Below are 16,119 nucleotides of genomic sequence, written 5' to 3'. Positions count from 1 at the left end.
CATTACTACTACAGCATAATAATACCTGCTCAAACATGGAGATGTTAATACTTATTGAGTTGGTAATCTGTTATTTATTGACTTGTGTGGCTACAACAAAATAACATCACGGTGTAACATCTACACATTGAGTCCTGTGAGGGGATGATGTACTGCCTTCTTAAGAGATTAGAAGGTTAAAGCTCTAGTAAGAACTCTGTCAGATTCTTTTCAGTAGGGAGGTTAAGCTTCTTACGCAGCCTGTAGCGTCGAATTTCCACCCCACGTGTACTGATGTTCAATAAAGATGCAATTTCCTTGCTTGACATGTTTAAGCGAAGATATGCACAGAGCTTTAAGTCGTTTGGAACGAGGGCAGGATAATCTGACTTTAGCTTTTTGAAGAAGTTCTCGTGTGCTTCATTGAAGCTCTTTTCGAAGAGATCCCAATCGCGATCGTCTGAATGTGCCTCATCAATTAGTTTGCTTACCTTTCGCAACTGATCGGAGCTCAGTTTATTACCATTAGAGTCATTAAGATTCGTTAGCTCATGATGCAGATTATTGAGCATCTCATTTTTGTAAACAATATTCATGGCTGCATTCGCGAGTTCACGGTTCTTGATCTCCAGTTCCTGCTCTAATTGACGATTCTTCAATGCCATCAACTTACGCTCGTTGAGTTCTGCCTCTTTGGCTAATCTAGCCTCTTGATCGGCCAGCATTTTTGCCTTTAGCTTTCGCTGTTCTTCCTTCAGATGCTGCTCATAATAACGCTTACCGACAAAGAAAAGCGCCGTAAGAATAATCAGATAGCTAACGATGGCAAGCCAATGTCTATACCAAGGCGGACGGATTGTTATGTCCAAGCTGGTAATTTCTGACTGCGTACCGTTCGCCGCCATAGAACGCACATGAAACGTATAGTTGCCGTCGGGAAGATTGGTGAAGTCTTTAAAAGAGACATCTTCCCATTCCGACCAATTATCTGTATATCCCTCCAGCCAATAAGAGTACTTCAGGTTCGATGAAGAATACCAGGGACTCGCATAAGCAATCCGCAGGTTGTTCTCGCCATAGGCTATCGACAAATCGTCATAGAGGGGAGTAGTGCCATTGCTGGTATTCCATACCTGTGTGATGTACGGTTTGGGGAGATTAACTTTTGTGCTCAGCTGATTAAAATATATCGCAAAACCATTGTCCATTCCGATGATGGATGTTTGATCATTCAAGTTAAATATCTGCTCATAATCGTTCATCATCTTCCCGCGAAGTGAATTCCATGAAGATGAATCGATCTTAACCTTTCCTTCAGGTAACAGTTCTATTTTTGCTATATGCGATTTCTTTACAAACCAATATTCGTTCTGTTTAATCGGAATAATCTTGTTAGCAGTATAGAAAGATTTCAATTGTTCGTTAAGTTCAACGTAGGGTTTAAATGATCCTACAATATTATCGTATTGGTAGAAACCAGAGTCCGTAGCAAAGACAATATTGTTTGCCAGGTTATAGACGCCATGCAGTGTAGTGTTGTTTGGAAGGCCTGCTTTTACCGCGCTGATGGACTGTGCATCGTCCTTCGTAGCATTAAGTTTCAAGTTATAGACATTCTGCTGGTTTGTTGCCCAGAACTCCGAATCGCTACGCTGAAGGATACTGCGGATAGGCTCTTTGATCTGTTGGAATTGTTTAATGAAGTTAGTGCTAGTGCCACTTTGCATCACACCGATTCCGGTGTAATTACCCTGCAACCACTTATTTCCGCCACTAATCTCTGCGAAGTTCCAAGCACCCGTAACGGAAGAAATCTTACGCATACTACGGCCTTCCACTAAATAAGTTCCGTTATTATGTCCACAAACGAGCTGCCCATTCATATTCACCAACTGCCAAACTTGACCATGTGAGTTGGGAACAATGCTGAAGTCTAGATTTTGAAAATTATTTATACCATTCCAATCGCTTACGAATAGCCCTTGGTTAGTTCCTAAGTAAACCTTATTCTGAAAGATGATAGCGGCATAGACTGTTCCGATCTTTCCGGTTAAATCAGCATAATAATAAAGCGGACTATTGATGTCAATGCGGTCTACACCATTATCCAAGCCCACCCAGAGGTTCGCTTGCTTATCGACCGTCATGCTCAGGACTGTGTTATTTTGTAGCCCGTTGTTCTTGTTGATCTGCTGAACGAGTTCGCCCTTACGATTCAGGATATACACACCATTTTGTATAGTCCCAAATGCAAATTGATCGCCATATAGCTTAACGCCATTGTTTACCTGATATCGGATAAGCTGTTGCTGCACTTGATTTTGCCAAGGAGAAATGTTGCCTCCCTTATCCATGATAAATAGACCATGGTTCGATGTAGCAATCAATATTTTATCCTGATCAAAAGGCAACATACTGAGGATATTCATACCGTGCAAGACCGCTGCATCCTTCACCTGTACCAAGCTATTGTTGACCAGTTCGAATAAACCGGAAGGAAGTTGTTCAAAGAAAAGGCGGTTATTTACTTGATGACTGAAGAGGAAAGGCTCGCCATCTGCCGTAAGTGTTTTGATCTCGTTATTTTCATAGATATAGCACTTTGAGAAGCTATGGAAGAAAATTCTATCGCCTTGGGTGTTGATACGCCAGATTTCATCATTCTTCAACCCAGCCTGATCTTTCACTAGGCTCGAGAGACTGCGATAGTCCATCTTTCCGAACTTCCCACGCTCCCAGATGCCAAATTCACCAGAACCCCCAACGAGGATACGGCCATCCTTAGCGATATTCACACTTCGCAGACTACGTTGATTCTTTGCTTTGTGAAGACGCCATTCTTGCCCATCGAAGCTTAAAAGACCCTCGGTATTGGCTACATAGATAAAGCCTTCCTTGCTGACCGCAATGCTCCAGTTCTGATTTCCTGCCTGATAGGTAGACTTATTGTACTGCTTAACATAAGGCGATCCAACCCTAGGGATATTTTGTCCAAAGGCTAAACTGATCGTGAAAATACAAGCAACAAAAAATATTATAGTCCTCCAGGGCATAGAACAAATATACTATTTAGGGATTAGATATTAGATGTGAGATTTTAGACAATTAGAGTGGAATGTCGAGTATGTTTGTTATTAATAGGGTGTTAGTTGTGAGGTGTTTGAAGGAGCAGAGCTCGTCAAAGCTTTTTGGGGTGGAGCGCAATAAAAACATAGAGGGGCAGCTATAAATCTGCCCCTGATATTTTCTAGTTTAAAGATCCATTGGAAGGAATATTTCTCCCAGCTTAGCCATTTCGGAGACGTCTGTTACTTGTTCGAAGATGCCGAATACGGCAGATCCCGAGCCTGTCATGGAAGAGTAGACTGCGCCGAGTTCGTAGAATCTTCGTTTTATCTCTCCGATTTGCGGATACAGTTCGAATAAGCCGGCTTCAAAGTCATTTTTAATATGAAGCTTCCACTCTTGTATAGGCAGTTGTACAGCGCGCCTTAAATCTATTTGTGGAGTCAAAGGGGTGACGTTCTTGTAAGCCTCCGCGGTGGAGATATGGATATTAGGCTTTAATATCACAATATAATAGTCCGATAGGTCTAATTCAATTTCAGAAAGCTTGGTACCGATATCTTCAGCATAGGTAGCTTTGTTTTGAATAAAGAAAGGGCAGTCGGCGCCCAATTGCGCAGCATAGCTTTCTAACGCTTTATCGGAGATGCCTAAATCAAACTGTTCATTTAATAATTGCAAGGTCGCACTCGCATCCGAAGAACCGCCACCCAAGCCAGCACCGATAGGGATGCGTTTCAATAAATGAATTTTCACAGGAGGAAGATCGTAATCAGCCGCCAATAGGCGGTATGCTTTCAAACATAAGTTATCCTCATCAGCCTTCAAATCAGCACCGTGAATTTCGAGCTCCACCTTATCAGATAGCTGTGTCTCCACAGCATCGTATATTTTAACCGGATAAAAAATAGTCTCCAAATTATGATAGCCGTCCGAACGACGCTCTGTAATGTGCAAACCTATATTTATCTTAGCATTCGCAAACTTTAACATGGTATTAATCGAATGTTATAATTCAAATTTTCTTAATTACACTGCAGTTATGCCATCACGCAATCTCTCTTCCAACCTTACACGAACGAAATCAACATTAATTATCCCGCATATCAGCATCTAAAATCTAATATCTAAGGTCTAATATCTAGTTAAACTGCTTTCTTCTCGCCCAATATCCAATTTGGGTTTTGTTCCTGCAGCTTAACTATTCGGTTGGTGTCTGCATATTGCCTAATATGTTCTACAGCTTCATCTATATCATCCGTAAATAGGAGTAAGTCTTGATCTTCCGGGCTAATTGTCTTTGCTTCAATCATTTCATTCACATGCTCGATAATACCTTTATGGTATTCCAAGCCCATCACAACGATTGGGAACTGCGATAGTTTCTTCGTCTGAATCAGTGTAAGGGTTTCGAAAAACTCGTCCAGCGTTCCGAATCCTCCCGGCATAATAATGAAAGCGAATGAATATTTTCGCAGGAGTTCTTTACGAACGAAGAAGTACTCAATATTGACGAATTTGTCCATGTAAGGATTATGTTTCTGTTCATGCGGCAATACGATATTACAACCCACCGAAGCGCCGCCAACATCCTTAGCCCCGCGGTTCGCGGCCTCCATTATACCTGGACCTCCACCCGTCATGATGGTAAAGCCTTGCTCGGCGAGCTTTGCCGATACCTGGCGTGCTTGTTTGTAGTAAACATGGTCTTCGCCAAATCGTGCAGATCCAAAAACCGTTACGCAGGGGCCCACGAAGTGCAAGGTCCTAAACCCTTTCATGAATTGAAAGAAAACACCGATTACATATTTGAGCTCGTTCCAACGCCCACGGGCACCTTTGAGGAAACTTATCTCTTCTCTGACAAATTTATTACTCATGTTCTATTGGGCTATTTATTAATTCCTCGGCTTCCTGCATAATTTGCTTTTGCTTGTCTGCAGGAATCTGTATATGGCTAAGCACCTTCGGATCCTTTAAAAGATCCTTTACGCAGATGCATTGATTCTTTAATAACATCGCTTTATCCTGTGAGGTTAAGTTAGTTAAGCAAGTTATCGGATATTCGCCGGTATTGTCTACACGCGCTTTAATGCTCTGTCCGTTCGGGTAATCCCAGGACAATAAATTCATCTTATAATACTCTCCAAACTTAATCGAGTCTGTAGTGAGGTAGGCATTGGTTACTAACCAGCCATCGGTAAACTGACGGTGTGCATTGAAAAAGGGATATTCAATTCCCGTCACGTCCGTCACTCTAGATTTAAAGTACATTGGTGTTGTCACAGAAATTTTTGCGTCCTCATCATTGCGGAATTTACATTCCACTGCAAGCATCACATCGCCTTTTGCAGCAACAACATCAATCTCATGCGTTACAGCATGTCCTTGCACGGTCTGTCCGGTAATCGCTTCGAAGCCATCTTCCTGAAAAAGTCGCGCTACCCATTTTTCAAAATAGAAACCCTCGGGTCCTAATTCGCGAAGAGCGCGCTTTAAGCTATAACGAGCCGCATAGGAGTTTTTCTTTGATTTTAAGGCGTCGAAAGCCATTTCATAGAGCTCTCGCGTGCTAATGCCATCGTATAATTTATTTTTGATAGAGGCATATACCATCTGAACTTCCCCATCCGAAGCGCCCGAGCGCATCAATGATCTTCTCAAGCTTGATTCATCAAAGGGGACCAGTTCGCCCGAATACTTCTTTACCAGCATAGTTAATAGTTTAAATGTGGATGAAAATACGAATAATAGCAAAGGCAATCAAAATTTATACCTAATCAGAAACAAAAATCGAAATTATTCGTTTAATAGATAGGATTATAAATTTGAACAACATGAGCGGAATATTAAACTATGCCTTTGATGCGCTAAAGAACAAACTCGATGCGAGTTGTCATGATGGGAATGTAGGGACATCGGAACGTATATTGTCTGTAGTCGCTGGCGGATTCTTGTTAGGACGAGGAATTAAATCTATTGTAAAACATCCGATGACAGCTTTCTCGGGCATTACGCTCGGTGGTGCGCTGATTTATCGTGGTGTTACAGGATATTGCCCCATCAAAGACTCTGTAGAGTCTAAAGAGCCAGAGGCAACCGTTATTGAACATCGCTATTTCGTAAAATAGAACGATTTAATTACAACCAAAGTCAAGGCATCTAAAACATTAGATGCCTTTTCTTATGTTTGCTATAGTGTTTGTTTTCAATGGTCAGCACGGGATTCATCCTTGTTTGTATTTCAATGGAAACATGAAGGTTTTTAAAATTTCAACTGTATTTAATGAAAAAGATAGTCGTATTTACCGGCGCCGGTATTTCTGTAGAAAGTGGGCTGCCTACATTTCGCGGTGCCGATGGATTGTGGGAAGGGCATCGAATTGAAGAAGTTGCCACCCCGGAGGCATGGCAGCGCAATCCCGAAATGGTACAACGGTTTTATAATATGCGTCGAAAGGATTGTATCCGTGTAGAGCCGAATGCCGCCCATCGCTATTTAGCAGAAATGGAAAAAGACTTCGATGTACAGATTATCACCCAGAATATTGACGACCTGCATGAGCGAGCGGGAAGCAGCAAAGTGCTGCATCTGCACGGGCAGATTCGGAAATCGCAATCCTCAATGAATCCAAAATTAATATACGATATCGAAGGCGATGAGATTGCGATGGACGCCACTCGCGAGTTGGGTTCGCCCTTGCGCCCGCATGTGGTATGGTTCGGGGAGGCGGTGCCGAATATGGTAGAAGCATCCCGCCTTGTTCGAGATGCCGACGTGTTTATTATCATCGGAACATCCTTGCAGGTATATCCCGCTGCAAACTTATTATTCGATTGTAAGCCCGGCTGTAAAATCATACTGATCGACCCAAATGCGAAACAAGTAGCCATTCCTGCACAGGTTCATAAAATCGCGGAGTCAGCGAGCAAAGGTGTCACTTATTTGGCAGAAATACTAGCCAAATAATATTTTGAGTGACTATATAAGATGCTAATAATCAGATTATTTGTGTAATTATAGTAAATTTAATATTTACATTAAAGAAAAGCTTGATATCAAAAAAAAACCTCTAATACGGAATATAATTCTGTATTAGAGGTTTTATATTTTTAAGACGCTATTTATCAGTTACATAATGAAATCAACTAAATGGATTATTGATACTTATTGTAAGTTCCTATTATTGCCTTTCTCATCTCCGCAAACAGCCCAATAACCTGTTGTATAAACTGTTCATCAAGCATTTCAAAGACTCCATTAACACCACCGACTACATCGGCTTCAGCTAACTTATAAGACTGTTCCAAGGTCCCTTGTTCAAACTTGATGATAAACTTTTGGTTCATTCCGAAGATTGTAATTTTACAATCCGGATGTGGTAATTCGGCTAATACGCGCATGCTAAATAGAATTAAGTCAGAAATAAAAAAGTTCCGACAGATGCCGGAACCTTACAAATATAGATATAAATAAATTAGGTTTAAACCACTCCTTGAGCCTTCATGGCTTCGGCAACTTTGATAAAGCCACCGATATTTGCGCCCTTCAGGTAATTAACATATCCGTTCGGCTCCTTGCCATATCGCACACATGTTTTATGGATGTTTTGCATAATCAGTTTTAAGCGATGATCCACTTTCTCATGGTTCCATTGCTGTCCGATAGCATTTTGCGACATTTCCAATCCAGATACCGCCACTCCACCGGCGTTCGCAGCTTTGCCCGGTCCAAAATGTATTTTCGCAGCATCATAAACCTTGATAGCACCAGCAGTTGATGGCATATTTGCACCTTCAGCGACAATGGTACAGCCGTTTTTAACCAACTTCTTTGCATCCGCTTCGTTGATCTCATTCTGCGTTGCACATGGTAATGCAATATCACATTTAAACTGCCAAGGATTTTCTTTTGCATGGAAGGTTGCAGATGGATATTTCTTTGTGAATTTCGCTAAGTCGCGTCCTAATGTTGCGATGTAGGCTAATTTCTCCAAGGTCAACCCCTCTTTATCATACAGCGTTCCAGTGCTATTGGATAGTGTAATCACTTTAGCGCCTAGCTGAATGCCTTTTTCTGCAGCATAATAGGCCACATTTCCCGCTCCAGAGATAGAAATCACTTTTCCTTCGATAGATTCGTTATTGTAATCTAATACACATTGAACGAAGTAGAGTAGACCATAACCTGTCGCTTCCGGACGGATGTAGGAACCGCCCCATTGGGGGCCTTTACCAGTTAAAACACCGGTAAAATTATTTTGAATACGTTTATACTGTCCAAATAGATAGCCGACTTCTCTCGTTCCAACACCGATATCGCCAGCAGGAACATCCGTTTCTGCACCGATATGACGGTATAGTTCGGTCATAAAGCTTTGGCAAAAGCGCATGATTTCATTGTCCGACTTGCCTTTTGGGTCGAAGTCTGATCCACCTTTGCCACCGCCGATTGGCAGGCTCGTCAAACTGTTTTTAAATACCTGTTCAAATGCTAAGAATTTTAATATGCTCAAGTTCACATCCGGCGCAAAGCGCAAACCACCTTTGTAAGGGCCAATCGCCGAGTTCATCTGCACGCGATACCCTCTATTAACCTGGATTTGATTCTTGTCATCCATCCAAGCGACACGAAAGGAGAGTGCACGCTCAGGCTCAACCATACGCTCTAGGATTCGCAAATCCGCAAAGTCTGGTCTATGCTCATTGATGTAAGGGATTAAATCTTCAATTACCTCGGTTACCGCCTGTAGGAATTCCGGCTCGTTCGGATTACGCAGCTCAACGTTCTTGATAAAATTCTTAAGGTTTAGGGACATTTATTAGTGATATTTTATTTAATGTATCGCAATATTAGCGAAAATTAATATTAAAAGCCAATTTTATACAAAAATTGTTTTCATGTTTTACGTTCGTCAAAATCGTATTCTAATTGAGGAATTAGTTTTTCAATTTGTACATTTGTCAACTTAGATTGAAAAGAAGAGAATTTTTATGCCAGTTAAGATACCAGATAATTTACCTGCGATAGAACTCCTTAAAAAGGAGAATATCTTTGTGATGAGTGATTTACGCGCGGATACTCAAGACATCCGACCGATGAAATTACTTGTGCTGAACTTAATGCCTCTAAAGATTTCTACAGAAACTGATTTTATCCGCCTGTTATCGAATAATCCTTTACAGGTGGAGCTGGATTTCTTGCGCCTAGCGACACATAATCCTAAGAATACGCCTGAAGAGCATCTAGAGCTGTTCTATAAAAACTTTGAAGATATTAAAGAGAATACCTACGATGGTATGATCATCACCGGGGCACCGGTTGAGATGATGCCTTTCGAGCAAGTCACCTATTGGCCAGAAGTAACCAAAATCTTCGACTGGGCAAGGAAACATGTGTTCTCTACCCTATATATCTGTTGGGCTTCCCAAGCTGCTCTTTACCATTTCTATGGTGTTGAAAAGAAACCGCTAGACAGCAAGCTGTTTGGTGTATTCAAACATACTGCCTGGGACAAGAAGGATCCACTATTCCGCGGTTTTGATGATGAATTCTATATTCCTCATAGTCGCCATACAACGATCCTCGCGGAGGATGTGGAAGCCAAGAAGGATATCACGGTGCTTTCAGCCTCTAAAGAAGCCGGATTAGCAATCTTATCGACCCGTGGTGGCCGTGAGCTTTATTTAACGGGACATTCGGAATACGCCCCGCTTACACTGCACGAAGAATATACCCGCGATATCGAAAAAGGGCTTGAGATCGACGTTCCTGTAAATTATTATCAGGATGACAAGCCTGAGCTTGGCCCTGTAGTGCGCTGGGCAGGTCACGCTAATCTGCTGTTCAACAACTGGCTGAACTACTATGTCTACCAAGAAACTCCATACGACCTGAAACAAGTTCCTGAATTAGGGGATATTAAGATTAATGGGTAAAGTAGTATTTAGTAGTTAGTAGTTAGTATTTAGACCTATGGCTGGGATTAGATTTTAGATATAAGATATTAGATAATAGAATATTGGCGCCAATTAGGCGCCTTTTTTATTGTGGAGAAGAAGGATGTAGAGAAAGGCAGGATTTTGTGCCATAGCTCTAACTACTAAGTACTAAATACTATCTCTGAACCAGGAAAGGAAGGATGTAAGGATTGGCAGGATCGGGGGGGACACTAGCATTATGCAACTTCAACTCTACATTCACTTACAACCATTATATAACCCTTTCAAAGCCCTTTCATAACCCAATCAAAGCCGCTTCGAAAGGGTTATGAAAGGGGATTGAAGTGGGAGTGAATGGTTAATGAGCTAATGCTGTATTATGCTTGACTTAATTTATTGTACTGTTTTAAACCAAGAAAGGAAGGATTTTGAGATGACCAGGATCCTGTCAATCCTTGCATCCTTCCTTTCTTGGTTCGAGACAAAATCCCAATCCTTGCATCCTTCCTTTCTTGCTTCAAGACAAATTGTTTTCTCTCTTAAAAAAATTACTCAAACGTTTGCGATTGCATTTCAAGCGAATTGAGGGCTATAGTTGATTTCCGGAACTTTTTTAAATGCTGGATTCCTGTATTTTCGAGAATTATTACGACTCAAATATAATATGAAAAGAACCATTTTAACCTTTGCTGTAGCATGTTTGATGGCGTCGATGGGCTATGCTCAGAGCGCTAAGGAAGTTAAACAGACTTATGAGCAGTTATCTATTTTTGAAGATCCTCTGGCATTGACGCTGAAGAAAGGGACTTCCAAGAAAATCATCAACAAAATAGCGGATGAGCATATCCGCAAGCATGCTTTAAATGTGTTGGCGGGCAATTATAAGTCTGATTATAAATTAGCGGATTATCATGCGATTTTGTCGCCTTCGATGTTGGGCCATCAGCTAAGCATTGGGGATGGCTACAGCAAATATCAGAATATAACAGGTGTTTATTTGCCCGTTGGTAAGCATATCGTGCTTGCAGAAGGTATCGAGCGTGGCAAGGAAATAAAACTGATTGTTCCGAATTGGTTGAGACAGGCTCCTGATCCGAAGGAACCGACGAAGGATCCAAAGGGATGGGGAATTGAAAAGGAAGTGTTTGAACTTCAAAATGGCGTCAATATTATCGATCTAAAGGATTTCGGTAGTTTAGCATATATCTATTATTTCTCTGAAAATCCGCAAGAGGAAAAGCCTATCCGTGTTCACTTTTTGACAGGGCAGGTAAATGGTTACTTCGATAGCCAGAAACAAAACAATGCCGATTGGGATAACTTATTGGATAAAGCTGTCTATGGCGTTGTCGATGCGAAAGGGAAGTACATTCAAACGGCTTACCCAGTTGCCGATTTAAAGAAATATGCCGGAGGGAAAGGGGTAGAATTGATAAACAACTACGACTCCTTAGTACACCGTCAACACCGCATTATGGGATTGATCAAATACAATCGTGTACCGGAGAATAAGATCTTATCGCGCGTTAATTATAATTATTACATGTTCAGAGATGGTGATGGAGTTGCCTATATGGGGGGTAAAAGTGGTTATGCCATGGCGATGGTATTGGATCCAGCCCGGGTAATCAGTGGCGACCCTTGTTGGGGATTCAGCCATGAAGTAGGTCATGTGCACCAAACAAGACCGAAGTTAAGCTGGGGCGGATTAGGTGAGGTGAGTAATAATATTTACTCGCTTTATGTGACGACTTCTTTCGGCAATAAATCTAGAATTTCTGAGCAAGGAAACTACGCTAAAGCGCGCGCTTCCATCATCGATAAGAAAATTTCGTACCTGCAGGATCCCGACGTGTTTAACCGCCTGGTACCATTCTGGCAATTGCAACTTTACTATGCTGGGCCTGGTAAAAAGGCAGATTTCTACCCGAACTTGTTTGAAACTTTCCGTCAGCAAGAAGCGAAAGAGAATCCTTGGAATCGGGACAGAAACCCTGCGGTTCATCAGCTTAACTTCGTGAAAACCGCTTGTGAAGTAGCAAAAGAGGATTTAACGGATTTCTTCGATCAGTATGGTTTCTTCTATGTTGGCGAATTCGAAATGGATGATTACGGAAAGTATGATTACCGTATGACGCAAGCCATGGTCGATAAATGTAAAGCAGAAATTAAAGCGTTGAATCTTCCAAAACCAAAGGGAGATATCAGTGCAATGAAAGATTGAGATTAGATATGGGATCATAGATATGAGATATTAGATTTTAGACATTAGAGTAGGGCGCCGATTAGGCGCCTTTCTTATGGGCCAGTATCTTTGTTTGGAATTTCAATTGTGGTTATGTTTGATAGGGTTGCTGATTTGAACTTTAGTTGGGGTTTTGTTGTGCAGGATGCTTTGTTTTGAACCAGGAAAGGAAGGATGCAAGGATTGGCAGAATCGGGTCTAATATCTAATGTCTGATGTCTAAAATCTGCTTCCGAATTCTTCCAAAGCATTATATTTGTCGTATGAACAGCAAGAAATTGGTTAGCGCGAAGATTGAGGATTTCTACAATCAGGCTTCGGAAGAAGATAGACTCAGCAAGGGGTTGGGGATATTTGAATTTGAAAGGATCAAAGCATTAATTTCTAGGTATCTGCCGAAGTTGGGGGTGGTTATTGATGTTGGTGGTGGTACCGGCAAGTATGCGGAGTGGCTAGCTAAGGAAGGGCATGATGTTCATATGGTGGAACCTTTGGATAAGCATCTCAAGATCGCTCAAAAACGTTCGGAGAAGGCTAAGAAGTCTTTTAAGGTGATTAAAGGGGAAGCCCAGCGTCTGGATTTTAAAGACGGATATGCGGATGTGGTGATTATGCATGGTCCGTTGTATCATCTGCAAAGTGAGGAGGCGAGGCTGCGTGCTATTTCGGAGGCGAAACGTGTGCTTAAGCCTGGTGGGGTGGTATTGGGATTTGCAATCAACTATACGGCCTCGACTATTGTAGGTTTGTTGAATGGTTTGATTCATGGTCCCTCTTTTTTGGATATGTGCAAATCGGAGCTGACAACAGGTATTCATAATGCGCCGTCGGATTTGCCTTGGGTGATGGCGGAATCTTTCTACCATAAGCCCGCGCAACTAAAGGCAGAATTTGCGGCGGCGGGGTTGAGGTTTGATAAATTGTTTGCCGTGGAAGGTATTACCTGGCTTGACAAGCACTATTTTGAAAGTATGCTGAATACTAAGAAGCGGAAGAATCTGGACTTGATTACCGAGATTACGGAAAATGATGAGCATTTGCTTGCATTGAGTCCGCATATGATGATTGCGGCATTTTGTTAGAGCGTAGATTTTAGACATTAGCTATAAGATTTGCATGGGCGCCTTTGGGGCGCCCTGTTTGTTTTTTTGTTTAGTTAGTAATTTGCTACTACTGCTACTATCCGTTTTATGTTTTAAAAATTAAAAATACATCGGGCGTTGAGCATGCGTCCTCTTAGACGGTAAACCGTGCTATAGAGTTCGTCGGAAGTTAATACCTGATGGTGGTAGTTTTTGATGTTTGCGATATTTTTGAGTTCCACTTCGAGATCGACTTTTCTCTTCGGTAAGCTGATACGGGAAAATAGATCCATAAAGAGGTGATTGTGGGTAAAAATTCCTTGTTTATTGTGCTGATGGTTGAAACTATATTCAACGAATAGCGGTTTGATTGGGGTGTAAGCTAATTTGAAGGAATTAGTTAAGTTACTACTCGTAATTCGGTCGCTGGGCACATGTGTGGCAACAATCTCACTTTTAAACCAAGAATAATGGACTCCATAGTTTACACTGAAATTTTTATGTACTTGTAGGTCAAATGATGGGTTGATTAATAGCGCTGATTGATCCAGCCTTGTTGCCTGTCTTTGGACCGCCATATCGTCTTTCAGGTTTGTCCAGCTTGCGTGGAGTTGCAATGGACCACGAAGGGCGTTAATATACTGCGTCGCCGATAAAATTAATCCATATTCTTGCGATTTGTGAGCACCGGGAACCACGATTTTGGAGAGCAAATTGTCGGTGACGAGAGTGGCTAGCAAATCGGGATATCTAACGGACGTATATTTAGCGGTTATATTTCCAAAGAATAGCTGTAATGGCCGTTGCACATTGTATTTCAGAGTGAGTTCATTTTTCTTTTTCTCGCGCAGGTCGATCGTGTTATTTGCCAAACTACGGTAAGTTTTTAGGATAGGCTTGCAGAAAACGTTAGCCATGTTCCCTATGGATCGCTGATGATGAAAGCGTAGCTGCAAATAGTCTTGCGCATTCAGGAAGAATTTGCTGTTCAACAAGGGGTTAAAATAGACCTTATCTCTGCTTTTATCTAAATTATTCGTGGGATCTAAATAGTGTATATGTTGGGCGATGAATGGCAATGCGACCGAAAATTCCCATTTCTTTACTTTTGTTTCCAGCATGGGCACAAAGTAGAACTCATTGTTGTGCCAGTCCAGGTCGTTTAATTGCGCACGAAGTCCGAGTTCGGAAAACTGATACTCTGTACCCGCTAAAATTAGTTCGCTGTTAAACTTTTGGCGTTCGTTCAAAAGTCCTACAAGATATGTGTGTTTTATAGTGCCTTTGTTAAACTTGTAGGACGCTCTAATAAGATTGGCAAATATGGGGAGTTCTAAGCGTTGCCGCGTGATTTCTTCCTTGTTGCTCGTGATGTGTGGATCTCCGGCAAGTTGCTCGACCAGTAGACGCTCTTTGGAATTTTTGTGTTCTATTGTCCATTGAAAGTCGACGATGTCGCCGTTTTTCAGTTTTGGGCTATATTGGAAATGATTGCTCCATTGTAAGAGCTTATGTCGATAGGGATGGTTCAGTTTCACGGAGTTTCCTAGCAGTTCTGAGCTTTCCTTCCGGCGATCAATCTCCATATATGCATTATTACTGAGGAAGTAATTGGGGTTGTTGATTTCGAATTGAGCAGCCAATACGGTTCCTCTGAGTAGCGGATTGTTGTTTGGGTCCTCTATAAATCGGATGCTGTCTAGGCTTGCAAAGTTATCATTATAGGAAAATATGAGGGGTTCTCTTCGCCCCAAATGTTGCTGTGCTATGAGCCGTAAAGATCCGTTTTCGCTTATTTGAAAATAGTTGTTTGAAGCGAGAAATTGACTCCTCGCCGTATTGTTGACATAGGGATGTCCAGTTGTTGAGCTGATGGTCTCTTGTCGAAGCAGATTTTTAGGTAGCGGATCTACAATGCGGCTATTTCGCTTAAAATCTGTGTGGCCTATGAACATGCTCGATAAATCTTTCCCTAAGTTGTTTCCATGTAACGTATTTAAAGTTTTAATTTTCTTGTTTAAGAGCATGGCAGATAATTCCAAATCGTATTGCTCGGGGATGCCCAATCCCAAGGTCGAGCGACCATTGACTTTTAGCGCTGCATCATCCTTTGTTACTAAATTGAGTGCTAGGTCGTCGCTCAGCGTATTGTCTTGCAGCACTTTGTGGTGTACATGTCGTTGAAGCACTTCGATGTTTTCAATAATCTTGTTCGGGATGGTTTTGCTGCCGAATTCATATTTTTCATCCAAGAGGTTGCTGCCATCGATGTAAAGCGCTGTAATTTCCTTCCCATTAAAGCTTATTTTTCCAGTCTCATCTATGAGCATCCCCGGAACACGCGACAAAACATCTTCAATGCTTCTATCTTCTGCTCTTGAAAATGAATCAGCTTTGAATGTCAGAGTGTTTCCTTTAACGCGCAGTCTTTGTGAACCTTTGATCACTAGCGAATCGATTGCTGTAGATTTTGGTTCGAGAATAAATCGGTAGGTCGTCTTTCCTTCGATCAATGCGATTTTAGCCGATTTAAAGGCTAAATGGCTTGATTCCAAGTGGGCCTCCTTTAAGTTTCTCTTATCGGGGATCTTGATCATGAAATAGCCGAAATGATCAGTGCTGCTAGATGCCAGCAACTCCGTACCGAGGGTGAGACGAATGTAGACGGAGGCTATTGGCTTCCCTTCGGAAAGGACATAGCCCTCGATGTATTCGGTCTGTGCAGCGAGATGTTTACAAAGAAACAGCATTATAATGATCAGGATTTTCTTGAATTGGAAAGGAATCATGGGGATATGATGAATG

At 41.7% G+C, this 16,119-nt stretch carries 12 protein-coding genes; 5 read left to right on the top strand and 7 right to left on the bottom strand.

The window, feature by feature from the left end; all coding sequences use genetic code 11:
- Nucleotides 1-176: 176 nt before the first annotated feature.
- From QYC40_RS07425 to QYC40_RS07410, 4 genes are all read right to left on the bottom strand, one after another.
- The gene (locus tag QYC40_RS07425) at nt 177-3,032 is read right to left on the bottom strand and encodes a triple tyrosine motif-containing protein (protein ID WP_301993302.1); all 2,856 of its coding nucleotides are present in this window, start codon (nt 3,030-3,032) and stop codon (nt 177-179) included.
- Nucleotides 3,033-3,231: 199 nt separating this feature from the next.
- Nucleotides 3,232-4,038: a 4-(cytidine 5'-diphospho)-2-C-methyl-D-erythritol kinase gene (gene ispE, locus QYC40_RS07420; protein WP_301993301.1), complete on the bottom strand. Its 807-nt coding sequence runs from the start codon at nt 4,036-4,038 to the stop codon at nt 3,232-3,234.
- 152 nt (nt 4,039-4,190) lie between these two features.
- Nucleotides 4,191-4,925 (bottom strand): TIGR00730 family Rossman fold protein, encoded by a 735-nt coding sequence (locus QYC40_RS07415; RefSeq protein WP_301993299.1) that lies wholly within the window; start codon nt 4,923-4,925, stop codon nt 4,191-4,193.
- Nucleotides 4,918-5,760 carry an ATP cone domain-containing protein gene (locus tag QYC40_RS07410; RefSeq protein ID WP_301993298.1) on the bottom strand — a complete coding sequence of 281 codons (843 nt, stop codon included), beginning with the start codon at nt 5,758-5,760 and terminating at the stop codon, nt 4,918-4,920. The genes QYC40_RS07415 and QYC40_RS07410 overlap by 8 nt, the downstream gene beginning before the upstream one ends.
- Before the next feature lie 122 nt (nt 5,761-5,882).
- Here QYC40_RS07410 and QYC40_RS07405 point away from each other — a divergent pair, with 122 nt between their 5' ends.
- On the top strand, nt 5,883-6,176 hold the full coding sequence (locus QYC40_RS07405; protein ID WP_149525882.1) for a DUF2892 domain-containing protein: 294 nt from the start codon (nt 5,883-5,885) through the stop codon (nt 6,174-6,176).
- A gap of 155 nt (nt 6,177-6,331) precedes the next feature.
- Nucleotides 6,332-7,015, top strand: coding sequence for an NAD-dependent deacylase (locus QYC40_RS07400; RefSeq protein WP_301993297.1), 684 nt, complete (start codon nt 6,332-6,334; stop codon nt 7,013-7,015).
- Between the two features lie 188 nt (nt 7,016-7,203).
- On the opposite strand, the gene QYC40_RS07395 is transcribed toward QYC40_RS07400, so the two are convergent.
- Nucleotides 7,204-7,449, bottom strand: coding sequence for a hypothetical protein (locus QYC40_RS07395; protein ID WP_301993296.1), 246 nt, complete (start codon nt 7,447-7,449; stop codon nt 7,204-7,206).
- An 80-nt stretch (nt 7,450-7,529) separates the two neighbouring features.
- Nucleotides 7,530-8,864, bottom strand: coding sequence for an NADP-specific glutamate dehydrogenase (gene gdhA / locus QYC40_RS07390; RefSeq protein WP_301993295.1), 1,335 nt, complete (start codon nt 8,862-8,864; stop codon nt 7,530-7,532).
- Between the two features lie 175 nt (nt 8,865-9,039).
- Here gdhA and metA point away from each other — a divergent pair, with 175 nt between their 5' ends.
- The 3 genes from metA (at nt 9,040) to QYC40_RS07375 (ending at nt 13,314) form a co-directional block, all read left to right on the top strand.
- The gene (metA, locus tag QYC40_RS07385) at nt 9,040-9,984 is read left to right on the top strand and encodes a homoserine O-succinyltransferase (protein ID WP_149525886.1); all 945 of its coding nucleotides are present in this window, start codon (nt 9,040-9,042) and stop codon (nt 9,982-9,984) included.
- Between the two features lie 667 nt (nt 9,985-10,651).
- Complete coding sequence (locus QYC40_RS07380; RefSeq protein ID WP_301993294.1) at nt 10,652-12,211, top strand: M60 family metallopeptidase; 1,560 nt, start codon at nt 10,652-10,654, stop codon at nt 12,209-12,211.
- Nucleotides 12,212-12,495: 284 nt separating this feature from the next.
- Nucleotides 12,496-13,314 carry a bifunctional 2-polyprenyl-6-hydroxyphenol methylase/3-demethylubiquinol 3-O-methyltransferase UbiG gene (locus tag QYC40_RS07375; protein WP_301993293.1) on the top strand — a complete coding sequence of 273 codons (819 nt, stop codon included), beginning with the start codon at nt 12,496-12,498 and terminating at the stop codon, nt 13,312-13,314.
- A gap of 113 nt (nt 13,315-13,427) precedes the next feature.
- Here QYC40_RS07375 and QYC40_RS07370 read toward each other — a convergent pair whose 3' ends face one another.
- The gene (locus tag QYC40_RS07370) at nt 13,428-16,064 is read right to left on the bottom strand and encodes a hypothetical protein (protein WP_301993292.1); all 2,637 of its coding nucleotides are present in this window, start codon (nt 16,062-16,064) and stop codon (nt 13,428-13,430) included.
- Nucleotides 16,065-16,119 lie beyond the last annotated feature (55 nt).

It is taken from the genome of Sphingobacterium sp. BN32 (genome assembly GCF_030503615.1).
Lineage (GTDB): Bacteria > Bacteroidota > Bacteroidia > Sphingobacteriales > Sphingobacteriaceae > Sphingobacterium.
The sequence above is the reverse complement of the archived record's forward strand: the minus strand, read 5'-3'. Positions and strand labels throughout refer to the sequence as shown.